Raw genomic sequence first — 25,983 nt, 5'->3', positions numbered from 1 at the left:
TTGCGAACAGTGAATATTTTACACGAAGTGACTATATATAAACGGGAGGGAATATGGAGTTTGATGCATTCTTTTTAGCGAGACTCCAGTTTGCCTTTACCGTCTCTTTTCATATTATTTTCCCCGCGATTACGATTGGCTTAGCCAGTTACCTGGTGGTACTGGAGGGTTTATGGCTAAAAACGCGTAATCCTGTCTGGCGCTCGCTCTATCAGTTCTGGCTCAAAATTTTTGCCGTCAACTTCGGGATGGGCGTGGTCTCCGGTCTGGTCATGGCTTACCAGTTCGGAACGAACTGGAGCGGTTTCTCCCAGTTCGCCGGCAGTATCACTGGGCCTTTATTAACCTATGAAGTGCTCACCGCATTCTTCCTGGAAGCGGGATTCTTAGGCGTGATGCTTTTTGGCTGGAACAAAGTCGGGCCGGGCCTGCATTTCTTGTCTACCTGTATGGTGGCGTTGGGCACGTTAATGTCGACGTTCTGGATTCTGGCGTCTAACAGCTGGATGCATACCCCGCAGGGATTTGAAATTCACAACGGTCAGGTGGTCCCGGTGGACTGGTTCGCGGTGATTTTCAACCCGTCGTTCCCGTATCGCCTGTTGCATATGTCCGTTGCGGCGTTTTTAAGTAGCGCGATGTTTGTCGGCGCGTCCGCTGCCTGGCATTTACTGAAAGGTAACGATACGCCGGCTATCCGCCGTATGTTCTCGATGGCGTTATGGATGGCGGTCGTGGTGGCGCCCGTTCAGGCATTGATTGGCGATATGCACGGCCTTAATACCCTGAAGCATCAGCCGGTCAAAATCGCCGCGATTGAGGGGCACTGGGAAAATACGCCCGGCGAGCCAACGCCGCTTACGCTGGTAGGCTGGCCGGATATGGAGGCGGAACGGACCCGCTATGCGCTTGAGATCCCGGCGTTGGGCAGTCTGATCCTGACGCATAGCCTGGACAAACAGGTGCCTGCGCTAAAAGATTATCCCAAAGAGGATCGCCCCAACTCTACCGTGGTGTTCTGGTCTTTCCGTCTGATGGTGGGCATGGGTGTACTGATGATCTTCCTGGGGCTGGCCAGCCTGTGGCTACGCTACCGACGCCGACTGTATCATTCGCGGCCCTTTATGCACTTTGCGCTGTGGATGGGGCCGTCCGGGCTTATCGCCATCCTTGCCGGATGGGTGACGACTGAAGTAGGACGTCAGCCGTGGGTGGTCTATGGCCTGCTGCGAACGCGTGATGCGGTTTCCGCGCACAGCACCTTGCAGATGAGCATCAGTTTGCTGGCCTTCTTTGTGGTCTATTCCCTGGTCTTTGGGGTTGGCTATATTTATATGATTCGCCTTATCCAGAAAGGGCCGCAGCCGGCGGAGACACCGACCGCTGAAACCGATGGCAGACCAGCGCGTCCTATCTCTGCCGTGGGAGAATCGCTTGAGCAGGAGAAACGCGAATGACCATCGATCTTCCGGTTATCTGGTTTGCTATTATCGTGTTCGCCACGCTGATGTATATCGTAATGGATGGGTTCGATCTGGGCGTCGGTATCCTGTTTCCGTTTATTCGCGATAAACACGATCGCGATGTTATGGTGAACTCGGTCGCGCCGGTATGGGACGGGAACGAAACCTGGCTGGTGCTGGGCGGCGCCGGGCTTTTTGGCGCGTTCCCGTTGGCTTATGCCGTCATCACCGACGCGCTGACTATCCCGCTGGTGGTTATGCTGCTTGGTCTTATCTTTCGCGGCGTCGCTTTTGAATTCCGTTTTAAAGCCACCGAGTCGCATCGCGCGTTCTGGGATAAATCCTTTATCGTCGGGTCAATCCTGGCGACCTTTGCCCAGGGGGTTGTGGTGGGGGCGGTGGTGAGCGGTTTTCAGGTGGAAGGGCGAACCTTTAGCGGTTCGCAGCTTGACTGGCTGACACCGTTTAACCTGTTCTGCGGCGTCGGTCTGGTCGTCACCTATGCGCTGCTGGGCGCTACCTGGCTGATTATGAAAAGCGAAGATCCACTGCATAGCCGGATGTGCGCGCTGTCGCGCCCGTTGTTGATCGTCTTGTTGCTGGTGATGGGAGGCGTCAGCGTGTGGACGCCGCTCACCCACGACGACATCGCCGAGCGCTGGTTCACGCTGCCCAATTTATACTACTTCCTGCCGGTGCCTGTGCTGGTGCTGGCTTTTAGCATCTGGCTATGGCGCAGCGTGAAAAAACCAGAATCCCATGCGCGTCCATTTATTCTCACGCTAGGGTTGATTTTTCTGGGGTTCAGCGGGTTAGGCATCAGTATTTGGCCGAATATTATTCCACCGGATATTTCGCTGTATGCCGCCGCCGCGCCGCCGCAAAGTCAAAGCTTTATGCTGGTTGGGGCGCTGATAATCATCCCGATTATTCTGGCTTATACCTTCTGGAGCTACTACGTCTTCCGTGGAAAAGTGCGACATGGTGAGGGATATCACTGATGGTTAAAGTGAAAAAATGGTCGCGGCGAGTCGTATGGATGGTCGCGATATGGTGCGCCAGCGTGCTTCTGCTGGCGGGCGTCGGAATGTTGTTCAGACTGCTCATGACCTCCGCAGGATTTCGCTCCTGACTGATACCCCCCGGACGCGCTTTCGTCTCTGGCGAAAGCGCGTTTTTATCGACAGATCGGCGTTTATCGATCACCTTTGCTCGCCTTATCTCTCCCCTCAATAGCGGTTGATAATTATTCTCATCTTTATTGTCGTTCCCGGGCCGCAGTGATATGGTTACACAGTGGCTAACGCTCTGGTATAACGCAGATAAACGGTATTGATAATGTCTCCGATCTCCTGTCACTCTTCCGCCGCCCCGGCGATGAAAAAGATCTTTTCCGTCAGCGACTTCATCGCGTTTGGCGAGCGTTATGGCATTGATTACCGCTTCCCTGCGTTACCGCAGTATACGCAGAGTAGTCCCGTACTTCATGGCGATATCGAAGAGATAGCGCTTCCCGGCGGGATTTGCATTACACGCTCGGATGTTCACGTGTTACAACCTTATGAAACCACCTCTCGCCATAGCAGTCCGCTGTATATGCTGGTGGTGCTGGAAGGTAACGTTGCGCTGGCTGTCAATGAGCAGACCTTTTTGTTGAGCGCGGGGATGGCGTTTTGCTCGCAACTGAGTGAGCAGCAGACGATACGCGCCCATCACGGCGCAGACAGTAAATTGCGCACCTTATCGCTGGGAATGTACCCGGACGGCGGATGGCGGGAGCGTTTGCCTGTCTCGCTGGCAGACGAGTGGGAAAATAGCGCGGCCTCGGCGAGGGTCTGGCAGGTGCCGGAGTTTCTGCTTTCAGGGCTACGTTATGCGCAGCAGCCCGGACCTCATACGGCGTCACGTCAGTTAATGCTGGAAGGCATCATGCTGCAATTGCTGGGCTATGCGCTAAATCTATGTCAGCCCGCAACGCAAAAACGCGGGCTTCCCGTCACCGGTGAATATCAGCGGCTGGAGCTCATTCGGCGTTTACTGGAGCAGACGCCGGAAAAAGCCTACACGCTGAACGAACTGGCGCGTCGGGCGGCAATGAGTCCAAGTAGTCTGCGGTGCAAGTTTCGCCATGCCTATGGGTGTACCGTGTTTGATTATCTGCGCGATTGCCGCCTGGCGCGCGCGCGTCGTTATCTGATGGAGGGATACAGCGTGCAGCAGGCCGCCTGGATGTCAGGCTATCAACATGCCACAAACTTTGCGACGGCATTTCGTCGGCGTTATGGCTGCTCGCCCGGCGAGCTGCGTGACGCGTCTCTGACGGCGTCCCGCCACTGTGCGTAACGCGCCCCGCCAGAGCGGTAATATCCGCCGCTAACCCGGTTTTCTGCCGCTTTGGGTGATTTTTTATCATTGCGCATAGGCAATCTGGCGTTACGCATAGTGGTCCGTTATCTCTAAAAGGTAATAATTCTTATTTACAATAAAGATGCCTTTGGAGATGTTCATGTTTGCGACAACGCGTATGGCGCTATTGATAGGCGGAGCTATCGGCGGCGCGACTTTTCCTCTTTCTGCCCAGGAAACCACAAAAAATGATACCGTCATTGTCACCTCGCCCGTTCAGAGTGGCGCGACCAAGCTGGCGACGCCAGATATTGAAACGCCGCAGTCGGTATCCATTATTACCCGCCAGCAGTTTGAAGAGCAGGGCGCAACCAGCGTGCGTCAGGCGGTCAGCTACACCCCAGGCGTATACAGTAATCAGATAGGTGCCTCTAACCGCTTTGATTACATCGTATTGCGTGGTTTTTCGGACGGTAGTCTGGATAACGTCTATCTCGACGGGTTAAAAATGATGGGCGACACCAATTCGCACAGTTCGTTGGTGGTTGACCCCTGGTTTCTGGAAGATATCGAGGTGGTACGCGGCCCGGCGTCCGTTCTGTATGGACGTTCATCGCCAGGCGGCATTGTCGCGCTGACGTCGCGAAAACCGGCGTTTGATGCCGGGGGAGAGGTGAAGCTGTTTGCCGGCAATCACAACCAGCGCGGGGCGGCTTTTGATGTGACCGGCCCACTGGATGACAATGAACGTGTGGCGGCGCGTCTTAGCGGCATGACACGTTACGCCGATTCGCAGTTTACCCCCTTGAAAGAGGAACGTTATGCGCTGATGCCGAGCCTGACCTGGCGAATTACCGATCGGACGCGTCTTGATCTTATGGCCTATCTGCACCGTGATCCGGAAGGCGGTAGCCACTCCGGACTGCCTTATCAAGGCACGGTTGTACCTTATAACGGCGGAAAAATTTCTAACACTTTCTTTGAAGGTGAAGATGACTACGACAAATACGATCGCCGTGAAAATATGGTGGGTTATAACATTGAGCATCTGTTCGATAACGGCTGGTCGGTACGGCAAAAATTGCGCTATTTGCATACCAAAGTGACGTTGAATCAGGTCTATGCCGCAGGTTGGTTGAATGAAACGGCGCTGAATCGCGGCTATTCCGGCTCCGGGGAGAAAATGTCGGCTATCGCGCTGGATAATCAGCTCGACGGCAGCGTGGATACCGGGGCGATTAATCATCGTCTGCTGGTGGGGATCGATTATCAGGATCGCAGTAACCATACTACTGGCTATTATGGCGCGTTTCCGCCGATTGACGCTTTCAACCCTGTTTATGGCGCTCAGCCGGATTACATTACGTTGTATAGCCGTGAAAAACATAAGCTGCGGCAGACCGGATACTATTTACAGGATCAGATGTCATGGGATCGCTGGCGCTTTACGTTGGGCGGTCGTTACGATCGGGTCAGCGTGTCTAACATCGACAAACTTCATGATTCACGCAGCGATCTCGATAAAAACAACGTCAGCACCCGTGCCGCGTTGCTTTATCTGTTCGACAATGGCGTCGCCCCCTATCTCAGTTATTCTACCGCGTTTACGCCAACCAGCTTCGCCGACGAAAACGGCAATGTGCTGGAACCGATGAAAGGCAAGCAGTGGGAGGCGGGGGTAAAATACGAACCGCTGGGGGGGAACAGCCAGTTTAGCGCCGCCGTGTATCGTATTAACCAGACCAATATCGCGACCAAAGAAGAACCTACCGATCCGTACCGCTCGATTGGTGAAATTGAGTCTAAAGGGGTTGAACTGGAGGCCATTAGCCATTTGTCGGATAGCGTCCGTTTGCAGGCGGCATATACCTATACTGATATCCGTTATAAGAAAAGTAGCCCGCAAGAGCAGGGTAAGCGCGCGGTTTATGCTCCACGGAACCAGGCCAGCGCCTGGCTAAGTTACGATGTGAAAAGCGGTCTGTTAGAGGGGCTGACTTTGGGCTCCGGCATCCGGTACGTCAACGGCGTGACCAGCGATCGCCTGAATACCCACACCTTGCCGTCCTATACACTGGTCGATATGGTGGTAGGGTATGATTTATCCAGCATTGGGTTAAATGGCTTGAGCGCCCAGCTCAACGTAAATAACCTGACGGACAAACGCTATGTCGCTGCCTGTAATTCGCTCTCTTATTGTTATTTTGGTGCCGAGCGTAGCATTGTAGGCAGCGTTTCATGGGCGTTTTGATAACGCTTATCGTCCGGTAGCAAAGGCTACCGGGCAAACATTAGCGGTGCGTCACGCCTTCATAGAGAAGTCTGAGCGCAAACATCCCGATAATGGCGCCGATAACACGGCTGGCAATGCGCTGTATTCGCCCATAAGCGCGGCGGACTGCGGGGAGCGAAAAGGCTTGGCTGAGAAAAATACGCCAGATAACGGATGACAGCACAATTCCGGCCCAGGCCATTAACCTTGCCCATGTGGGCGTTTCTGCGCTAAGTGTTACGGAAAAAATACTGATAAAAAACAGTACGGTTTGCGGATTGGATAAATCGGTCATTAATCCCCGGCGAAAGAAAATTGTCCACGGGGCGGCAATCGGCGTCTGGAGCGTGCTCATTTGCGGCGTCGCCTGGTGGCGAATACTGTTCCAGGCGAACCATAATAAATAGGCGCCGCCGACAATTTTGATAAGAGAAAATACCGCTTCGCATTGCGTAATGAGCGTCGCCAGACCGAAAAGCCCCAGCCCGGAATAAAAGGCGTCTCCCGTGGCGACGCCCAGGCCGGTGATGACTCCCGCCCGGCGTCCTGATGCGAGGCTGGTTTGCACCACCACAAACAGATTCGCGCCGGGATTAAAAAAGGTTAACACAAACAGACTGACGGTAAGCACAACGGCATGAAACGGCTCCATAGGCAACTCTTCCCATAGCCTCAAGAAATAACGTTCATCTTATTAATAGTCAAACCAGATGATTGCGAGTGAGATCACAAAGCAGGGGCGTTTTAATCCGCGTTGTTACGCCGACAGAGCGGGGGCTGACTGGATTTTTCCAGCAATCTACACTACTTATTTAATCAGTCCGAACGGCCTTTTTGTTCTGATAAAGCGATGATGGCGTAATAATAAAACGAGGGTTTTGCTATGAAAACTGGCTACAAGGTTATGCTTGGCGCATTAGCGTTTGTCGTGACAAACGTTTATGCCGCAGAAATCATGAAAAAAACGGACTTTGATAAAGTCGCCTCCGAATACACGAAAATTGGCACGATTTCCACCACCGGGGAAATGTCGCCGCTGGACGCCAGAGAAGATTTAATCAAAAAGGCGGATGAAAAAGGGGCGGATGTGGTGGTGCTGACGTCCGGGCAGACAGAAAATAAAATTCATGGTACGGCTGATATTTATAAAAAGAAATAAAAGCGTTGCATCATAAAAATACCCGCCTGGGTTTCCGGCGGGTATATTTATTCCTGGCAACCGGCATCCGTTTTGCCGGATGACGGCCTGCAGTAAACGTAGCGCCATCAGGCATTCAGGACGCTGTCATTTGTCTTAATTACCCGACTGGTCTTTGGCACCTGCTTTTAAACGACGCCACAGAGTGGTGCGGCTAATCCCCAGATAACGCGCCGCCGCGGTCTTATCGCCCTTAAAGCGCGCCAGTACATCCTGTAACGTGTGCGCATCCACGGTTGAAGGCGTCAGCTCTGCTGTGTTCACCATAAGCTCAGGTAATAACTGCCGCATAAATTGCCTGTCCAGCGTTGGCGCGGGATCGACGCTTAAAAAAAGCGCCAGGCGCTCCATCATATTACGCAGTTCGCGAATATTACCGGGCCAGCGCCAGGCCAGCAAAAGCGGCTGACACTGTGTCAATCCATGACGTATCGATTCGGTAAACGGAATTTCCATCGCCGCCAGCGACTGTTTTAAAAAGTTTTCCGCCAGCGGCAAAATATCAGCCTGCCGCTCGCGCAAAGGAGGAAGCGTCAGACGCAGAATACTCAGGCGATAAAAGAGATCGGGGCGAAAACGTCCTTGCATTATCTCCCGATCCAGATCGCAATGCGTAGCGCTGATCACCCGGACATCCACCGGGATCGGCTGGTGTCCGCCGACGCGAGTGACGGCTTTTTCCTCCAGTACGCGCAAAAGTCGGGTTTGTAACGGCAAGGGCATTTCGCCGATTTCATCCAGAAACAGCGTGCCGCCGTGTGCGATTTCAAACAGCCCCGCCCGGCCTCCTCGTCGTGAACCGGTAAACGCGCCCTCTTCATAACCAAACAGTTCCGCTTCCAGCAACGACTCGGTAATCGCGCCGCAATTGACGGCGACAAAGGGAGGGGATGGCTTATTCTGACGGTGAGGCTGGCGGTGAAAGAACGTCTGGTGAATCGCCTGCGCCGCCAGCTCTTTTCCGGTCCCTGTTTCCCCCTGAATTAGCACTGCCGCACGGGAGCGGGCATAGAGTGTAATCGTCTGGCGGAGCTGCTCCATTTGCGGCGACTGGCCGCGTATATCGCCCAGTTCATACCGGGTTTGTAATCCCTTGCCGGATGGGTAATCCACGCGCTGTCGCCGTGTCAGACGGGTCATATCCAGCGCATCATGGAAAGCCTGACGAACGGTCGCCGCGGAATAAATAAAGATGGCGGTCATTCCCGCTTCTTCCGCCAGATCGGTAATTAATCCCGCGCCGACGACAGCCTCAATACCGTTGGCCTTAAGTTCGTTAATTTGCCCGCGCGCGTCCTCTTCGGTGACATAGCTTCGCTGTTCAAGACGGAGGTGAAACGTTTTCTGAAAGGCAAGTAAAGCCGGAATGGTCTCCTGATAGGTCACGATACCGATAGACGAGGTGAGCTTTCCCGCTTTCGCCAGTGCCTGTAATACATCGAATCCGCTGGGCTTGATGAGGATCACCGGTATTGACAGGCGACTTTTTAAATAGGCTCCATTCGAACCCGCCGCGATAATCGCGTCGCAGCGCTCGGTCGCCAGTTTTTTGCGAATGTAGGTCACCGCCTTTTCAAAGCCGAGTTGAATAGGCGTGATGGTCGCCAGATGATCGAATTCCAGGCTGATATCCCGAAACAGTTCGAACAGACGCGTTACGGAGACCGTCCAGATCACCGGTTTATCGCTATTATCGCGCGGAGCGCTGTGGGCAGTCGTCATCGCAGTAGGTTCATCTTTAAGGGGCGATTTTTTGTTTTAAACGTGTTTCATAAATGTTGCAATGAAACGGAACGATTCGTTTCATGAAACGTTAGCTGACACGTTTTTCTTTTCCCTTAATCGCGCTTATTCATAACAGAAATGACTGTAATCACCTGTTTTTAAATCTCATTGTATTTAATTTTCTCGCTGCCTCTTTGCCTGGCATAGCCTTTGCTTTGGTGAATACATCTTGAGTAACAATTTACTAACATGAGGACGAGATATGTCTTTACATTCGCCGGGGCAGGCATTTCGCGCCGCGCTCGCTAAAGAGAATCCATTACAAATTGTCGGCGCGATCAATGCTAACCATGCTCTGTTGGCCCAACGGGCCGGGTATCAGGCTATCTATCTTTCTGGCGGCGGCGTAGCGGCAGGCTCGCTTGGACTGCCGGACCTGGGGATTTCGACGCTGGATGATGTGTTAACCGATATCCGGCGCATCACGGATGTTTGCCCGCTGCCGCTGTTGGTGGATGCGGATATTGGCTTTGGCTCCTCCGCCTTTAATGTCGCGCGGACGGTAAAGTCCATAGCCAAAGCGGGCGCCGCCGCGCTGCATATTGAAGACCAGGTTGGCGCTAAGCGCTGTGGACACCGTCCAAACAAAGCGATCGTCTCGAAAGAGGAGATGGTAGACAGAATTCGGGCGGCAGTGGATGCGCGCACCGATCCGAACTTTGTGATCATGGCGCGTACCGATGCGCTGGCGGTGGAAGGGCTGGAGGCGGCTCTCGATCGCGCGCAGGCTTACGTGGACGCGGGGGCTGACATGCTGTTCCCGGAGGCGATCACCGAACTGTCGATGTACCGCCAGTTCGCCGACGTGGCGCAGGTGCCGATCCTCGCCAACATCACTGAGTTTGGCGCGACGCCGCTGTTTACGACCGACGAGTTGCGCAGTGCACACGTGGCGATGGCGCTCTATCCGTTGTCGGCGTTTCGCGCCATGAACCGCGCCGCAGAAAAAGTCTATACCGTGCTGCGCCAGGAAGGGACGCAAAAGAACGTGATCGACATCATGCAGACCCGCAACGAGCTATACGAAAGCATCAATTACTACCAGTTCGAAGAGAAGCTGGACGCGCTGTACAGGAATAAAAAATCGTAGCCTGTAGGCCTGATAAGGCGAAGCCGCCATCAGGCAATGCCGGATGGCACTACGTTTATCCGGCTTACACGCCTCAATACCCTACACATTAAAAAAATGACGAGGACACTATGAGCGACACCACGATCCTGCAAAATAATAACCATGTCATTAAGCCCAAAAAATCCGTCGCCTTGTCTGGCGTACCAGCCGGAAATACCGCTCTGTGTACCGTGGGAAAAAGCGGTAACGATCTGCACTATCGCGGTTACGACATTCTCGATCTGGCGGAGCACTGCGAATTTGAAGAAGTCGCGCATTTACTGATCCACGGAAAATTACCGACCCGCGACGAGCTGAACGCTTATAAAAGCAAGTTAAAAGCGCTGCGCGGATTACCCGCCAATGTCCGTACCGTTCTGGAAGCGTTACCGGCGGCCTCGCACCCGATGGACGTGATGCGTACCGGCGTTTCCGCGCTGGGCTGCACCCTGCCGGAAAAAGAGGGACATACCGTCTCCGGCGCGCGCGATATTGCCGATAAGCTGTTGGCCTCGCTCAGCTCTATCCTTCTTTACTGGTATCACTACAGCCACAACGGCGAACGTATTCAGCCGGAAACCGACGATGATTCCATCGGCGGCCATTTTCTGCATCTGCTGCATGGTGAAAAGCCAACCCAAAGCTGGGAAAAGGCGATGCATATTTCGCTGGTGCTGTATGCCGAGCATGAGTTCAATGCCTCGACGTTTACCAGCCGGGTGATTGCCGGGACCGGCTCGGATGTCTACTCCGCGATTATCGGCGCGATTGGCGCGCTGCGCGGCCCGAAACACGGCGGGGCGAATGAGGTGTCGCTGGAAATTCAACAGCGTTATGAAACGCCGGACGAGGCAGAGGCGGATATCCGTAAACGCGTGGAAAACAAAGAGGTGGTGATTGGTTTTGGACATCCGGTTTACACCATCGCCGACCCGCGCCATCAGGTGATCAAACGGGTGGCGAAACAGCTTTCAGAAGAAGGCGGCTCGCTGAAGATGTACCACATCGCCGACCGTCTGGAAACGGTGATGTGGGAAACCAAAAAGATGTTCCCGAATCTCGACTGGTTTTCGGCGGTCTCCTACAACATGATGGGCGTCCCTACCGAAATGTTCACCCCGCTGTTTGTCATCGCCCGCGTTACCGGCTGGGCGGCGCACATTATTGAACAGCGTCAGGACAACAAGATTATTCGCCCCTCTGCCAACTATACCGGGCCGGAAGATCGTCCGTTTGTCTCGATAGACGATCGTTGCTAACTCACTCTTATTAAAAATAAAACGCAGGAAACGTACCCTATGTCTACCCAAGAACTGAACATCCGCCCGGAATTTGACCGCGAAATCGTCGATATCGTGGATTACGTGATGAACTACGACATCACCTCAAAGGTGGCGTACGACACCGCGCATTATTGCCTGCTCGACACGCTCGGTTGTGGTCTGGAAGCGCTGGAATACCCGGCCTGTAAAAAATTGCTTGGGCCGATCGTGCCAGGCACGGCGGTGCCCAACGGCGCACGCGTGCCGGGCACCCAGTTCCAGCTCGATCCGGTACAGGCAGCTTTTAACATTGGCGCGATGATCCGCTGGCTCGATTTTAACGATACCTGGCTTGCCGCCGAGTGGGGCCATCCTTCTGATAACCTCGGCGGTATTCTGGCGATTGCGGATTGGTTGTCACGTAACGCCGTCGCCGCCGGCAAAGCGCCGCTGACCATGAAACAGGTATTGAGTGGGATGATCAAAGCCCATGAAATTCAGGGCTGCATCGCGCTGGAAAACGCCTTCAACCGTGTCGGACTTGACCATGTGTTGCTGGTGAAAGTGGCCTCGACTGCGGTGGTCGCTGAAATGCTGGGGCTGACGCGCGATGAGATCCTCAACGCGGTATCGCTGGCGTGGGTGGATGGGCAGTCGTTGCGCACTTATCGTCATGCGCCGAATACCGGTACGCGCAAATCCTGGGCGGCGGGCGATGCGACTTCGCGCGCGGTACGTCTGGCGCTGATGGCGAAAACCGGCGAGATGGGCTATCCCTCGGCGCTCACCGCCAAAACCTGGGGCTTCTACGACGTTTCATTCAAAGGTGAAACGTTCCGTTTCCAGCGTCCTTATGGCTCCTACGTGATGGAAAACGTGCTATTCAAAATTTCTTTCCCGGCAGAATTCCACTCGCAAACCGCCGTCGAAGCGGCGATGACGCTGTATGAGCAGATGCAGGCCGCGGGTAAAACGGCAGCGGATATCGAGAAAGTGACCATCCGCACCCACGAAGCCTGTCTCCGCATTATCGATAAAAAAGGCCCGCTCAATAACCCGGCGGACCGCGATCACTGTATCCAGTATATGGTCGCCGTGCCGTTGCTGTTCGGACGGTTAACCGCGGCGGATTATGAAGACGAGGTGGCGCAGGACAAGCGTATTGACGCCCTGCGCGAGAAAATCGTGTGTTATGAGGATCCGGCTTTTACCGCCGACTATCACGACCCGGAAAAACGTGCTATCGGCAATGCGATCACCGTGGAGTTTACTGATGGCTCACGCTTTGGCGAGGTTGTCGTGGAGTATCCGATTGGTCATGCGCGTCGCCGCGCCGACGGTATTCCGAAGCTTATCGAAAAATTTAAAATAAACCTGGCGCGTCAGTTCCCGACTCGCCAGCAGCAACGCATTCTGGATGTCTCCCTGGACAGAGCCCGCCTGGAGCAGATGCCGGTTAACGAATACCTCGATTTATATGTCATCTGAGCCAGCCAGCAGTAAGGCGTAAGTTCAACAGGAGAGCGTGATGTCTTTTAGCGAATTTTATCAGCGTTCCATTAACGAACCGGAGGCGTTCTGGGCCGAGCAGGCCCGGCGTATCGACTGGCGACAGCCGTTTACGCAGACGCTGGATCATAGCCGTCCACCTTTTGCCCGCTGGTTTTGCGGCGGCACCACTAACTTATGTCATAACGCCGTCGACCGCTGGCGGGATAAGCAGCCGGAGGCGCTGGCGCTGATTGCCGTCTCATCAGAGACCGATGAAGAGCGCGCATTTACCTTCAGCCAGTTGCATGATGAAGTCAACGCTGTGGCCGCTATGCTGCTGTCGCTGGGCGTGCAGCGTGGCGATCGCGTATTGGTCTATATGCCGATGATTGCCGAAGCGCAGATAACCCTGCTGGCCTGCGCGCGCATTGGCGCGATCCATTCGGTGGTCTTTGGCGGTTTTGCCTCGCACAGCGTGGCGGCGCGCATTGACGATGCCAGACCGGCGCTGATTGTGTCGGCGGATGCCGGAGCGCGGGGCGGTAAAATCCTGCCGTATAAAAAGCTGCTTGATGACGCTATTGCGCAGGCGCAGCATCAGCCGAAACATGTTCTGCTGGTGGACAGAGGGCTGGCGAAAATGGCGTGGGTGGATGGGCGCGATCTGGATTTTGCCACGTTGCGCCAGCAGCATCTCGGCGCGAGCGTGCCGGTGGCGTGGCTGGAATCCAATGAAACCTCATGCATTCTTTACACCTCCGGCACTACCGGCAAACCGAAAGGCGTCCAGCGCGACGTCGGCGGTTATGCGGTGGCGCTGGCAACCTCGATGGACACCATTTTTGGCGGCAAGGCGGGCGGCGTATTCTTTTGCGCATCGGATATCGGCTGGGTCGTCGGCCACTCCTATATCGTTTACGCGCCGCTGCTCGCAGGCATGGCGACTATTGTTTACGAAGGACTGCCGACGTACCCGGACTGCGGGGTCTGGTGGAAAATTGTCGAGAAATACCAGGTTAACCGGATGTTTTCCGCCCCGACCGCGATTCGCGTGCTGAAAAAATTCCCGACGGCGCAAATCCGCAATCACGATCTCTCCTCGCTGGAGGCGCTTTATCTGGCCGGTGAGCCGCTGGACGAGCCGACGGCCAGTTGGGTAACGGAGACGCTGGGTGTGCCGGTTATCGACAATTATTGGCAGACGGAGTCCGGCTGGCCGATCATGGCGCTGGCCCGCGCGCTGGACGACAGGCCGTCGCGTCTGGGAAGCCCGGGGGTGCCGATGTACGGTTATAACGTCCAGCTACTCAATGAAGTCACCGGCGACCCCTGCGGCATAAATGAAAAAGGCATGCTGGTGATTGAGGGGCCGCTGCCGCCGGGCTGTATTCAGACTATTTGGGGCGACGATGCGCGTTTTGTGAAGACTTACTGGTCGCTGTTTAACCGTCAGGTTTATGCCACCTTCGACTGGGGAATCCGCGATGCCGAGGGGTATTACTTTATTCTGGGCCGTACCGATGATGTGATTAATATTGCGGGCCATCGGCTGGGGACGCGAGAAATAGAAGAAAGTATCTCCGGTTACCCGAACGTAGCGGAAGTGGCGGTGGTGGGGATAAAGGACGCTCTGAAAGGGCAGGTAGCGGTGGCGTTTGTCATTCCGAAGCAGAGCGATACGCTGGCGGATCGCGAGGCGGCGCGCGACGAGGAAAAAGCGATTATGGCGCTGGTGGACAACCAGATCGGTCACTTTGGTCGTCCGGCGCATGTCTGGTTTGTTTCGCAGCTCCCCAAAACGCGTTCCGGAAAGATGCTTCGCCGCACGATCCAGGCGATCTGTGAAGGCCGCGATCCGGGCGATCTGACAACTATTGACGATCCCGCGTCGTTGCAGCAAATTCGCCAGGCGATCGAGGAATAGCCGTAAGCCGGATAAGCCGCGTCCGGCAACGGGTTAGCGTCAGCGACTGAATAGTGGGGTGTAAAGTTGGGAAAGGGCGGCAGCGCGCCGCCCTGTAACAGAATTAACGCAGAATATTTTTCTCAGCCAGATCCAGCGCGAAGTAACTGAAAATCAAATCGGCGCCGGCGCGTTTAATCGAGCCCAGACTTTCCAGCACGACCTTTTCTTCATCAATGGCGCCAGCCATAGCAGCAAATTTAATCATGGCGTATTCACCGCTCACCTGGTAAGCGCCAAGCGGCAACTCTGTGCGTTCGCGGATTTCACGCAGCACGTCCAGATACGCGCCGGCCGGTTTCACCATTAAGCAATCCGCGCCCTGGGCTTCGTCGAGCAGTGATTCGCGAATCGCTTCACGGCGGTTCATCGGATTCATTTGATACGTCTTGCGGTCGCCTTTTAACGCGGTACCCGCTGCTTCACGGAAGGGGCCGTAGAAAGAAGAGGCGAACTTGGTGGAGTAGGACATTATTGCCGTATCGGTAAAACCGGCGGCATCCAGCGCCTGGCGGATAGCCTGGACTTGTCCATCCATGGCCGCGGAGGGCGCAATAAAATCTGCTCCAGCCGCCGCCGCGATAACGGCCTGCTTGCCGAGGTTGGCCAGCGTCGCATCGTTATCCACACCGTGTTCGCACAACACGCCGCAGTGGCCGTGCGAGGTGTATTCGCAGAAGCAGGTGTCGGACATGACGATCATCTCCGGCACGGTTTGCTTACAGATGCGGGACATTCTTGCCACCAGGCCGTCTTCTTTCCAGGTATCGCTGCCGGTGTCATCAGTATGGTGGGAAATGCCGAAGGTCATAACGGAACGAATACCAGCATTTGCGATACGTTCAATCTCTCGCGCCAGCTGCTTTTCCGGGATACGCATTACGCCGGGCATGGCATCAATAGCTTTGTAATCGTCGAGTTCTTCTTCAACAAAGATCGGCAACACCAGGTCGTTCAGGCTAAGTGTTGTCTCTTCAAACATAGCGCGCAGCGCAGCGGATTTGCGCAGGCGGCGAGGGCGATGGATAAGGTCTGTCATGGTCTGCCTGATGTTTGTGGAATCGAAGGCCCAGTATACCTGAATCTGCAGGCAGATGTTTTACGAAAACGGTCCTTAACGTAGCAGGCGCAGCCCCAGCGGCGGCAGAACATGGCGCTTCTTTTATATACCGGAGATTAATATCTCAGGTACTATATCATTTTAAATAAGAATTAGTTTTACGTTGTTTTTAGTTTTATTTCATCGTCATTTAAGTAAATGTGGGTTTTAACATTATTCATATTTATTTTATTTTTCTTTAATCCATATTTATCTCATATGTATTTTATTTTTTTATTTTCTTGTAACCTCATGAAAAAGAATGATTTTTAATTATCCATTTTCCTTTTATTACGTCTTTTTAATTCATGTCCGAATCCGGACTGAGGATAAAGAATAATTGAACCTTTTAGCAATGACGCCGCATAATCCTCCTTGCTAAACATCTATATGTTTTTATGCATTGATAATTGATGGATCAACTATATTACGTCCCTGAGGAGGGATGACAAATGCACTCCTGGAAAAAGAAACTTGTAGTCTCACAATTAGCATTGGCTTGCACTCTGGCAATCACTTCTCAGGCGAATGCTACTACTTACGATACCTGGAATTACGTTGATAACCCTACTACGGCTCTTGACTGGACCAATATGGATGCTCCGGGTACAGTCGACGGTAACTATGTAAACTATAGCGGCTTTGTTTACTACAACAACGCTAATGGTGATTTCGATCAGTCGTTCAACAGTGACACTGTTAACGGTACGATTTCTACCTATTATCTGAACCATGATTATGCCACTGATTCAGATAACACGCTGAACATCACGAATTCGAATATACATGGTTCAATTACTTCAGAGCAGCCTTTCGGCTACTGGGGTATTACACCAGCTTCTATTGACCCTGTAACTGGATCTGTTATTACCCCTCGTACTTATAATGGTTATACCTTTAACAATGGTACTACCATTACTGATACAAATTGGTACGACGGTGATGTATTTACGCTGAATATTTCAAATTCTACTATTGATGATGATTATGAAGCGCTTTATTTCACTGACTCTTATTTGAGCGGCGATGATGGTACTACAACTAAAACGACTAATGAGTCGTTCTATACGGCTTTAGGGGTTGCAGTAAATCTGAACGTAGAGAGCAATATCAATATTGCTAATAATTCTCGTGTTGCGGGTATTGCTTTGTCTCAGGGGGATACAACCAATACTGCGTATACATCCGAGTACCATCAATGGGACAATAATATTAGCGTCTCCAACTCTACTGTGACTTCTGGTTCAGAAATTCCGTTGGAAGATGACTATGACGGAGCAAAATACTTCTTTGGTAACTCTGCTGAACCTAGTGACTATAATGGTGATGGTAGTGTAAATGATGTAGCACTGTCTTTCTCTGACAACGCTGATTCTAATTACTCCATGAAGAACAATGTTTACTTCGACCATTCTACCTTATTGGGCGATGTAGAGTTTTCTAGCCACTGGAATAATGATGGTGAATTCTTCTATTCAACAGGCTATGACAGCAACGGCGATGGTGTTAAGGATACCAACGGCGGCTGGATTGATGACGGTCAGAATGTTGATGAGCTGAATATTACTCTGGATAATGGTAGTAAATGGATTGGTTCGGCTAATATTACTGCCGATGCCATTGCTCCGGCTAATATGTACGATGTTGCATATAATAGCCTTACCCCTGGCGCGGTTATTGAAGATAACGATTGGGATCGTGTTATTGACAACAAAGTATTCCAAAGTGGAGTATTTAACGTTGCATTAAACAATGGTTCTGAGTGGGATACTGTCAACACTTCCGTTATTGATACCTTAGCTGTAAATAATGGCTCTCAGGTAAATGTTACAGACTCTACCCTGGTATCAGACACCATTGGATTGACCAACGGTTCTAGTATGAATATCGGTGAAGATGGTCAGGTAGCAACTGATCATCTGACTATCGATAGCTACAGTACTGTTGCGCTGAATGATGATGTGACTCATTATGGTGATTATTCACTGTATGCCAATACTATCACTGTAACTAATGGTGGTATGTTGGATGTTAACGTTGATCAGTTTGATAATGGTGTATTCAGCACTGATAAACTGGAACTGACCAGCGGCAATACTGCTGATCACAACGGTAATGTTGTTTCTGGTGTGTTCAATATCCATAGCAGCGATTATGTTCTGAATGCTGACCTGGTGAACGACCGTACCTGGGATACCACTCAGGCTAACTATGGTTACGGTACTATCGCGATGAACTCTGACGGTCACCTGACCATCAACGGTAATGGCGATATCAACAACGGCGACGAACTGGATAACAGCTCTGTTGATAATGTTGTAGCGGCCACTGGTAACTATAAAGTTCGCATCGACAACGCTACTGGTGCCGGTTCTGTTGCGGATTACAAAGGCAACGAGCTGATTTATGTCAATGACGTAAACACCGACGCTACCTTCTCTGCAGCAAACAAAGCTGACCTGGGTGCTTACACCTATCAGGCTAAGCAGGAAGGCAACACTGTCGTGCTGGAACAGATGGAACTGACCGACTACGCTAACATGGCGCTGAGCATTCCTTCTGCGAACACCAATATCTGGAACCTGGAACAAGACACCGTTGGTACTCGTCTGACCAACGCTCGTCATGGCCTGGCGGATAACGGCGGCGCATGGGTAAGCTACTTCGGCGGTAACTTCAACGGCGACAACGGCACCATTAACTACGATCAGGATGTTAATGGCATCATGGTCGGTGTTGATACCAAAGTTGACGGTAACAACGCTAAGTGGATCGTTGGTGCGGCAGCAGGCTTCGCGAAAGGCGATCTGAGCGATCGTACCGGTCAGGTGGATCAGGACAGCCAGTCTGCCTACATCTACTCTTCCGCTCGTTTCGCAAACAACATCTTTGTTGATGGTAACTTGAGCTACTCTCACTTCAACAACGATTTGTCTGCTAACATGAGCGACGGTACTTACGTTGACGGCAACACCTCTTCTGACGCCTGGGGCTTTGGCTTGAAACTGGGTTATGATCTGAAGCTGGGTGATGCAGGCTACGTAACGCCTTACGGCAGCGTATCCGGTCTGTTCCAGTCTGGCGACGACTACCAGCTGAGCAACGACATGAAAGTTGACGGTCAGTCCTACGACAGCATGCGTTATGAAATCGGTGTAGATGCAGGTTATACCTTCACTTACAGCGAAGATCAGGCGCTGACGCCGTACTTCAAACTGGCTTACGTTTACGACGACTCAAACAACGATGCTGACGTAAACGGCGACTCTATCGACAACGGCGTAGAAGGTTCTGCGGTACGTGTTGGTCTGGGTACTCAGTTCAGCTTCACGAAGAACTTCAGCGCCTACACCGATGCTAACTACCTCGGCGGCGGTGATGTTGATCAAGACTGGTCTGCAAACGTTGGTGTTAAATATACCTGGTAATCATTTTCTCTCAGGAGAAATAAAGGTAATTTAAACTTAAAAATGCCCGTCAAGGACTTGACGGGCATTATTGCAAGGAATGCATATGTTATCTTTAAGCAAGCCACTACAGGAATTCAACAGACTCGATAAATGCCTTTCTAAGCATGGTACGCGTTTCGAGTTTGTTAACGATAAAGAGATTATCTGTTCACCTGATGAAAGTAATACCCATACCTTTGTTATTTTAGAGGGGGTTGTTTCGTTAGTTCGGGGTGATAAAGTTCTTATTGGTATTGTGCAGGCCCCCTTTATTTTCGGCTTAGCCGATGGTGTGGCGAAAAAAGAGGCACAATATAAATTAATTGCGGAGAGCGGTTGCATCGGTTATCGCCTCTCATCATCACAAACTCTCGCCATCATTGAGCAGAACCAACTGTGGCGTGAGGCCTTCTGTTGGTTAGTATGGAAAAGCCAGGTACTGGAACTTCGTGACAAGCAGCTCATTGGTAATAATTCTTACGACCAGATTCGTGCGACGTTAATGACAATGATTGAGTGGGATGAAGAACTTCGCTCACGTATTGGTGTTATGAATTATATTCATCAACGAACGCGCGTATCGCGATCGGTGGTGGCGGAAGTTCTCGCGGCCCTGCGTAAGGGTAATTACATTGAAATGAATAAAGGCAAACTTATTAGTATTAACCGTTTGCCCTCCGAATATTAACAAAAATGTTGTGCCTCGTCTGATATAGCGCGAGGCGCGACGACTCAGGATGCAGGAATAGCAATCGGTTTATTGCCGCTTAACTCAGTAACCAAATCGTTAATCCCGTCGCTCATATTGGTAAAACGCGTGAGGGGGGAACGGGTTACGACCACAAAAGCGCCAATATTATATTGTGGGATCATCGCCATATAGGTAATAAAACCGCCGCCGCCGCCTGTTTTCTGGATAATGCCAGGACGTCCGTCTTTTGGCGCCATATAGACCCAGCCCAGACCGAGCGCGTCGGCTTTACCTGGTACGTCCATCCCGATGATTTTCTTTAACTGTGTGCGCTGATAAATCAACGTTTGCATACGATCGGCCTGATGACTACGGTGATAGAAATCTGACGACAGATACTGTTGCATCCAGCGCATCATATCTCCTGGCGTAGAATAGACCCCGCCGCTGCCAATGGCTGCCAGCGTATTATTACAGGGGCTTGCGCCTTTCTCTGCCACCATCAGACGCTTACACTGATCGGGAGAGGGGGTAAACGTGGTGTCTTTCATTCCCAGCGGGCGGGTAATCTTTTCTTCAAACAGTTGTGTATAAGGTTTGCCGGAGGCGGTCGCCAGCGCGTCGGCTAACAGGTCGAACGCCAGATTGGAATAGGCCGCCTGCGAGCCTGGCGCGACTTTTAACGTTGCTGTGGAGAGCCAGTTCCAGCGTTGTTCGCGGGTTGGCCAGACAAATACCGGACGATGCGCCGCGCCGCCGGGCTGTTCTCGCGGAAGCGCGCTGGTGTGGGTCGCTAAGTTGACTAACGTAATCGGCGTGCCTTGATACGTCGGGACATGCGCGCCGGGAGGCGCATATTTGCTGAGCGGATCGTTTAATTTTACCGTTCCCTGATCGAGCAATTTTACCAACATTTCACTGGTCATTAGCTTGGTGAGCGAAGCGATACGAATGACCGAATCAAGCTGTGGACGAACATTATTGCCCGGTCTGGTGTCACCGAAACTACGAAATACGCGTTGATTGCCGTCGATCACCACCAGCGCCATGCCCGTGGCGCCGCTACCATAAAAGATATGCTCGGCATAACGATCAACGATATCAGAGGCAAAAACCGGATCGGCAATCGGCTGAGTCGCCTGGACAGAAGTAAGTGATGCCGCAAACAGCATGGCAGTAAAAAGCAGACTACGTTTCAACGGTGATGTCCATAAGTGAAATAACGGTGGTTATGCGTATTTATACTACCCGGCGGCACATTGCAAAACGTTAAAGAGAAAAAAGTGGGTGAAAAAACGTAACGGCGGGTTTTCGTGATGAAGAATGTTTACTTTTGTGATAGAGCGCTTGTGATAACCTGATAGCGCCAGCCTGCCTGCTTAGAATGAAACTCGTCGAAACAATTCTGTTGAGCAGAAGTGCGAACTAAGCGTCACAACGTAGGTCACAATGCCTGGTTTAGCCCTTTCATTTGCGTGGGCATGGCGTGATATTGCCGCCGTTACAGCAGCCGTAATAAAGAGAAGAAGTTAGCAGGAGAGCATGATGTTTAAATCTTTTTTCCCAAAGCCAGGGCCGTTTTTCATGTCGGCGTTTGTTTGGGCGCTGATCGCCGTCATTTTCTGGCAGGCGGGAGGAGGAGATTGGGTGGCGCGACTTGTAGGGGCATCCGATGAAGTGCCTATCAGCGCAGCGCGCTTCTGGTCGCTGGACTATCTGATTTTTTATGCTTATTACCTGATTTGTGTGGGATTATTTGCAACGTTCTGGTTCATCTATAGCCCGCACCGCTGGCAGTATTGGTCGATACTTGGCACCTCGCTCATTATTTTTGTCACCTGGTTTTTGGTGGAGGTTGGCGTTGCGGTTAACGCCTGGTACGCGCCGTTCTATGATTTGATTCAAACGGCGCTCAGCTCGCCGCACAAGGTCACTCTTGGTCAATTTTATCATGAAGTGGGGGTGTTTCTCGGTATTGCGCTTATCGCCGTGGTGATCGGTGTGCTGAACAACTTCTTTGTCAGCCACTATGTATTTCGCTGGCGTACCGCAATGAATGAGCACTATATGGCGCACTGGCAGTACCTGCGCCATATCGAAGGGGCCGCCCAGCGTGTACAGGAAGACACCATGCGTTTTGCCTCTACACTGGAGAATATGGGCGTGAGTTTTATCAATGCCATCATGACGCTCATCGCCTTTCTGCCAGTGTTGGTCACCCTGTCAGCGCATGTGCCGGATTTACCCATCGTAGGGCATATCCCTTACGGCCTGGTCATTGCCGCCATAGTCTGGTCATTAATGGGGACGGGCCTGCTGGCGGTCGTCGGGATCAAATTGCCGGGGCTGGAATTTAAAAATCAGCGAGTGGAAGCCGCTTATCGTAAGGAGCTGGTCTACGGTGAAGATGACGCCAGCCGCGCCACGCCGCCAACCGTCCGTGAACTGTTTAGCGCGGTGCGCCATAACTACTTCCGTCTCTACTTTCACTATATGTATTTCAACATCGCGCGCATTCTCTATTTGCAGGTCGATAACGTTTTCGGTTTGTTCCTGCTGTTTCCTTCCATTGTTGCCGGTACGATTACGCTGGGGCTGATGACGCAAATCACCAACGTGTTTGGCCAGGTGCGCGGTTCGTTCCAGTATTTGATTAACTCCTGGACGACTCTGGTGGAGCTGATGTCTATTTATAAACGTTTACGTAGCTTTGAACGCCAGTTGGATGGTCAGCCAGTTCAGGAAGTGAGCCACTCTTTTAGCTAACAGAAGGAAACGTTATGTCGACGGCGTCCCGTCTTTATCCTCTGCCTTTTCTGGCGGTCGCCATATTGGCTGGCTGTAGTAGTCAATCCGGGCAGCCGGTGAGCAAGGGCGAGAAGCCTGTCGACGTGGCAAGCGTAGTACGTCAGAAAATGCCGGCCAGTGTCAAAGACAGAGAGGCCTGGGCGAAAGACATCGCGACAACGTTTAAGAGCCAGGGGCTGGCGCCGACGGTAGAAAATATCTGTTCGGTGCTGGCTGTCGCCCAGCAGGAGTCCGGTTATCAGGCGGATCCTGTCGTGCCGGGGCTAAGTAAAATAGCCTGGCAGGAGATTGATCGCCGTGCTGAACGACTACACATTCCGCTGTTTCTGGTGCACACCGCGCTGAAAATTAACTCCCCTAACGGCAAGAGCTATAGCGAACGCCTGGACACGGTAAAAACCGAAAAACAGCTTAGCGCTATTTTTGACGACTTTATCAATATGGTTCCTATGGGGCAGACGCTATTTGGCTCATATAACCCGGTGCATACGGGCGGCCCGATGCAGGTCAGCATTGCCTTTGCCGAACAGCACGCGAAAGGTTATCCGTGGAAGATGGCGGGTACGGTACGTCAGGAGGTCTTTACGCGCCGTGGCGGATTGTGGTTTGGAACCTACCATTTGCTGAATTACCCGGCGAACTACAGCGCGCCTGTTTTCCGCTTCGCCGACTTCAACGCGGGATGGTACGCCAGCCGTAACGCTGCGTTCCAGAATGCCGTCAGTAAAGCCAGTGGGGTAAAACTGGCGCTGGATGGCGATCTGATTCGTTATAACAGCAAGGAACCGGGCAAAACAGAGTTAGCGGTGCGCAAACTGGCAGGGCAGTTGGGAATGAGTGAGCGCGAAATTCGCAGCCAACTGGAGAAAGGCGATAGCCTGGCGTTTGAAAAAACGGCGCTCTACAAGAAAGTCTATAAACTGGCCGAGGCCAAAACGGGCAAGACGCTTGCGCGGGAAATGTTGCCCGGTATTCAACTGGAAAGCCCGAAGATCACGCGCAAGCTGACGACCGCCTGGTTTGCTAAACGAGTTGATGAGCGGCGGGCGCGGTGTATGGGGCGATAAATTTCGCGCTGGGATATTTTCTCCAGCGCGCTAAGGTTTATTGGTGACGGTGACGCCAGCGTAAAAACGCGGCGATAACGGCGAAAATGAGGCAGCCCGTGAGGAAGGGCACCAGGCCAAAAATCGTCCCGACGCCCAGCCCAATCTCTACCCGCGGTCGACCTGTATCCTGTACCTGCATCAGATGCTCATAGATGCCCGGCGCATGAACCAGCAGGTTTAAGAGTTGCGCTCCGGCCCAGAAGCAAAACAGTACAAATATGGCGTAAGCAATATTTCCGGGCGTAGAGGAGGTTTCTCGATGCTTCCCGCTGAACAGCGATTTTGAGAGAGTGAAATCAGCCATAAAGACCTCCAGGATGATCGGCTACGATCTGGCGTTATGCCATCGGCTTACTGTGAAGTCTGACAGGTCATTGTGTTTGTCAATATCAGAATCATGGTAATTTCACATACGGAATGTATCCATCGCGTAAATTTTTGTTAGTTGTCACAAAACGATCACTTTTATCAAAATCAATTAACATTTAAGAAATTCCGTATCCCCCACAGACTCGCTCGCCAGAAGTATGCAAAAATACGTTTTTGTTGCTGTTAATACGTCGGAGTCGTTATGCGTTTGCCTGTAAAAATTCGTCGTGACTGGCACTACTATGCCTTCTCTATTGGCCTTATCTTTATTTTGAATGGCGTCGTAGGATTGCTGGGTTTTGAGGCGAAAGGATGGCAAACCTATGGCGTTGGGCTGGTAACGTGGATTATCAGCTTCTGGCTGGCGGGGTTCATCATTCGCCGGCGCGAAGATGATGAGGTAAAAGACGCCCGATAAACGTTGCGCTATCGGGCGTGCGCTATTACATCGTGGTTTTTAAGGCGTTATTCGCCGTATGGCGTTCCAGCGCCAGCTCAATCAGGCGGCTGATCAAATCGGTATAGCCCAATCCGCTCGCCTGCCAGAGTTTTGGATACATACTGATATTGGTAAAACCTGGCAGCGTATTGATCTCGTTAATCACGACCTCATTGTCTGCCGTTAAGAAGACATCGACACGCGCCATACCCGCGCACCCCAGCGTCTGATAAGCCTGGATCGCGATCGCGCGGATCTTGTCATTCACCTCGGAAGGGATCTGCGCAGGCACGACAACTTGTGCGCCGTTATCATCAATATACTTAGTATCGTAGGCGTAAAATTCGCTATTCAGTACGATTTCGCCGCAGGTACTGGCCTGTGGGTTATCGTTACCTAATACGGCGCATTCGATCTCGCGCCCTTTGATCCCTTGCTCCACCACCACTTTATGATCGAATTCGAAAGCCAGCGCGACCGCCTGCTGATATTGCGCTTCGTTAGCGACTTTACTAACGCCGACCGAAGAGCCCTGATTGGCGGGCTTAACGAACAGCGGCAGTCCCAGACGGGATTCAACCTCGGCAAAACTAAACGCGTGACGATTCGTTCGGGTGAGTGTAATAAACGGGGCGATATTCAGTCCTGCATCGCGTAGCAGTCGTTTGGCGACGTCTTTATCCATGCAGGCTGCGGAGCTCAGCACGTCTGAACCGACAAACGGTAAGTTTGCGACGCGCAGCATCCCCTGCAATGAGCCGTCTTCGCCCAGCGTACCGTGGACGATAGGAAAAATAACATCTACCGTCGGTAGCGGCTGCCCGTTCTGGGCGTTAATCAACTGGTGTTGGTGTTTGCCAGGCACCTGGGCCAGACTGATTGCCGAAGGACGTAGCGCGATATGTGCCGGATCGTCTGCATTCTGCAAATAATTTTCCGCATCGTTAACATGCCATTGTCCTGCCTTATCTATCCCTAACAGCACCACGTCGAAGCGGGTTTTATCGATCGCATCAACGATATTTTTCGCTGATTGCAAAGACACTTCATGTTCCGCCGACTTACCGCCAAATACTATTCCTACCCGCAATTTCGCCATCTTAAAAACCCATTCCATCGAATGCAAAG

20 protein-coding genes and 2 pseudogenes are annotated in these 25,983 nt (G+C 52.3%); 16 read left to right on the top strand and 6 right to left on the bottom strand.

From position 1 onward, the window contains the following. The first annotated feature begins 53 nt into the window (after positions 1-53). From OLG56_RS16655 to foxA, 6 genes and pseudogenes are all read left to right on the top strand, one after another. Positions 54-1,457 carry a cytochrome ubiquinol oxidase subunit I gene (locus OLG56_RS16655; protein ID WP_000393711.1) on the top strand — a complete coding sequence of 468 codons (1,404 nt, stop codon included), beginning with the start codon at positions 54-56 and terminating at the stop codon, positions 1,455-1,457. Beyond that, positions 1,454-2,464, top strand: coding sequence for a cytochrome d ubiquinol oxidase subunit II (cydB, locus tag OLG56_RS16650; RefSeq protein ID WP_000151045.1), 1,011 nt, complete (start codon positions 1,454-1,456; stop codon positions 2,462-2,464). The genes OLG56_RS16655 and cydB overlap by 4 nt, the downstream gene beginning before the upstream one ends. After that, a pseudogene (locus OLG56_RS22240) lies at positions 2,464-2,535 on the top strand (DUF2474 family protein); the annotation flags it as partial. The gene cydB and the pseudogene OLG56_RS22240, both read left to right, overlap by 1 nt. Continuing rightward, a pseudogene (locus OLG56_RS16645) lies at positions 2,514-2,706 on the top strand (hypothetical protein). The pseudogenes OLG56_RS22240 and OLG56_RS16645, both read left to right, overlap by 22 nt. Positions 2,707-2,801: 95 nt before the next feature. Further along, on the top strand, positions 2,802-3,806 hold the full coding sequence (gene foxR / locus OLG56_RS16640) for a ferrioxamine uptake transcriptional regulator FoxR (protein ID WP_000074602.1): 1,005 nt from the start codon (positions 2,802-2,804) through the stop codon (positions 3,804-3,806). A 145-nt stretch (positions 3,807-3,951) separates the two neighbouring features. Then, complete coding sequence (gene foxA / locus OLG56_RS16635; protein WP_001127738.1) at positions 3,952-6,060, top strand: ferrioxamine B receptor FoxA; 2,109 nt, start codon at positions 3,952-3,954, stop codon at positions 6,058-6,060. 40 nt (positions 6,061-6,100) lie between these two features. Here foxA and OLG56_RS16630 read toward each other — a convergent pair whose 3' ends face one another. Next, complete coding sequence (locus OLG56_RS16630; RefSeq protein ID WP_000433131.1) at positions 6,101-6,733, bottom strand: LysE family transporter; 633 nt, start codon at positions 6,731-6,733, stop codon at positions 6,101-6,103. Positions 6,734-6,964: 231 nt separating this feature from the next. Between OLG56_RS16630 and yahO the strand changes: the two genes are divergently transcribed. Then, positions 6,965-7,240 carry a DUF1471 family periplasmic protein YahO gene (yahO, locus tag OLG56_RS16625; RefSeq protein ID WP_000848026.1) on the top strand — a complete coding sequence of 92 codons (276 nt, stop codon included), beginning with the start codon at positions 6,965-6,967 and terminating at the stop codon, positions 7,238-7,240. 135 nt (positions 7,241-7,375) lie between these two features. Here the strand turns inward: yahO and prpR are convergent, their stop codons facing one another. After that, the gene (prpR, locus tag OLG56_RS16620) at positions 7,376-9,001 is read right to left on the bottom strand and encodes a propionate catabolism operon regulatory protein PrpR (RefSeq protein ID WP_001527305.1); all 1,626 of its coding nucleotides are present in this window, start codon (positions 8,999-9,001) and stop codon (positions 7,376-7,378) included. 265 nt (positions 9,002-9,266) lie between these two features. On the opposite strand from prpR, the gene prpB reads away from it, so the two are divergent. The 4 genes from prpB to prpE all read left to right on the top strand — a co-directional run bounded on the left by prpB (position 9,267) and on the right by prpE (position 14,852). Then, the gene (prpB, locus tag OLG56_RS16615) at positions 9,267-10,154 is read left to right on the top strand and encodes a methylisocitrate lyase (RefSeq protein WP_000052221.1); all 888 of its coding nucleotides are present in this window, start codon (positions 9,267-9,269) and stop codon (positions 10,152-10,154) included. Positions 10,155-10,264: 110 nt separating this feature from the next. Next, the gene (gene prpC, locus OLG56_RS16610; protein WP_001285878.1) at positions 10,265-11,434 is read left to right on the top strand and encodes a bifunctional 2-methylcitrate synthase/citrate synthase; all 1,170 of its coding nucleotides are present in this window, start codon (positions 10,265-10,267) and stop codon (positions 11,432-11,434) included. Positions 11,435-11,473: 39 nt separating this feature from the next. Beyond that, positions 11,474-12,925: a bifunctional 2-methylcitrate dehydratase/aconitate hydratase gene (locus OLG56_RS16605; protein ID WP_000107074.1), complete on the top strand. Its 1,452-nt coding sequence runs from the start codon at positions 11,474-11,476 to the stop codon at positions 12,923-12,925. Positions 12,926-12,965: 40 nt separating this feature from the next. Further along, the gene (gene prpE, locus OLG56_RS16600) at positions 12,966-14,852 is read left to right on the top strand and encodes a propionate--CoA ligase (protein WP_079980914.1); all 1,887 of its coding nucleotides are present in this window, start codon (positions 12,966-12,968) and stop codon (positions 14,850-14,852) included. Between the two features lie 103 nt (positions 14,853-14,955). Here the strand turns inward: prpE and hemB are convergent, their stop codons facing one another. Continuing rightward, complete coding sequence (gene hemB / locus OLG56_RS16595; protein ID WP_000130724.1) at positions 14,956-15,930, bottom strand: porphobilinogen synthase; 975 nt, start codon at positions 15,928-15,930, stop codon at positions 14,956-14,958. Between the two features lie 512 nt (positions 15,931-16,442). Between hemB and OLG56_RS16590 the strand changes: the two genes are divergently transcribed. Then, positions 16,443-19,418: an autotransporter outer membrane beta-barrel domain-containing protein gene (locus OLG56_RS16590; RefSeq protein ID WP_079980913.1), complete on the top strand. Its 2,976-nt coding sequence runs from the start codon at positions 16,443-16,445 to the stop codon at positions 19,416-19,418. A gap of 85 nt (positions 19,419-19,503) precedes the next feature. Then, positions 19,504-20,127 (top strand): hydrogen peroxide resistance inhibitor IprA, encoded by a 624-nt coding sequence (gene iprA / locus OLG56_RS16585; RefSeq protein ID WP_000950236.1) that lies wholly within the window; start codon positions 19,504-19,506, stop codon positions 20,125-20,127. A 44-nt stretch (positions 20,128-20,171) separates the two neighbouring features. Here iprA and ampH read toward each other — a convergent pair whose 3' ends face one another. Then, positions 20,172-21,329, bottom strand: coding sequence for a D-alanyl-D-alanine-carboxypeptidase/endopeptidase AmpH (gene ampH / locus OLG56_RS16580; RefSeq protein WP_079972209.1), 1,158 nt, complete (start codon positions 21,327-21,329; stop codon positions 20,172-20,174). Positions 21,330-21,675: 346 nt separating this feature from the next. On the opposite strand from ampH, the gene sbmA reads away from it, so the two are divergent. Continuing rightward, complete coding sequence (gene sbmA, locus OLG56_RS16575; protein ID WP_000477022.1) at positions 21,676-22,896, top strand: peptide antibiotic transporter SbmA; 1,221 nt, start codon at positions 21,676-21,678, stop codon at positions 22,894-22,896. Positions 22,897-22,910: 14 nt separating this feature from the next. After that, positions 22,911-24,005 (top strand): surface-exposed outer membrane lipoprotein YaiW, encoded by a 1,095-nt coding sequence (yaiW, locus tag OLG56_RS16570; RefSeq protein WP_079839869.1) that lies wholly within the window; start codon positions 22,911-22,913, stop codon positions 24,003-24,005. Positions 24,006-24,042: 37 nt separating this feature from the next. Here yaiW and OLG56_RS16565 read toward each other — a convergent pair whose 3' ends face one another. Continuing rightward, positions 24,043-24,351, bottom strand: coding sequence for a YaiY family protein (locus OLG56_RS16565; protein ID WP_000763139.1), 309 nt, complete (start codon positions 24,349-24,351; stop codon positions 24,043-24,045). A 267-nt stretch (positions 24,352-24,618) separates the two neighbouring features. Between OLG56_RS16565 and OLG56_RS16560 the strand changes: the two genes are divergently transcribed. Next, complete coding sequence (locus OLG56_RS16560; protein ID WP_001239240.1) at positions 24,619-24,834, top strand: DUF2754 family protein; 216 nt, start codon at positions 24,619-24,621, stop codon at positions 24,832-24,834. A 25-nt stretch (positions 24,835-24,859) separates the two neighbouring features. Here the strand turns inward: OLG56_RS16560 and ddlA are convergent, their stop codons facing one another. After that, complete coding sequence (gene ddlA, locus OLG56_RS16555; RefSeq protein WP_001096588.1) at positions 24,860-25,954, bottom strand: D-alanine--D-alanine ligase; 1,095 nt, start codon at positions 25,952-25,954, stop codon at positions 24,860-24,862. Between the last annotated feature and the right edge of the window lie 29 nt (positions 25,955-25,983).

It is taken from the genome of Salmonella sp. 2018103 (assembly GCF_026247685.1).
Lineage (GTDB): Bacteria > Pseudomonadota > Gammaproteobacteria > Enterobacterales > Enterobacteriaceae > Salmonella > Salmonella enterica.
Note: the sequence above shows the minus strand (reverse complement) of the source record. Positions and strands in the feature narration are given on the sequence as shown.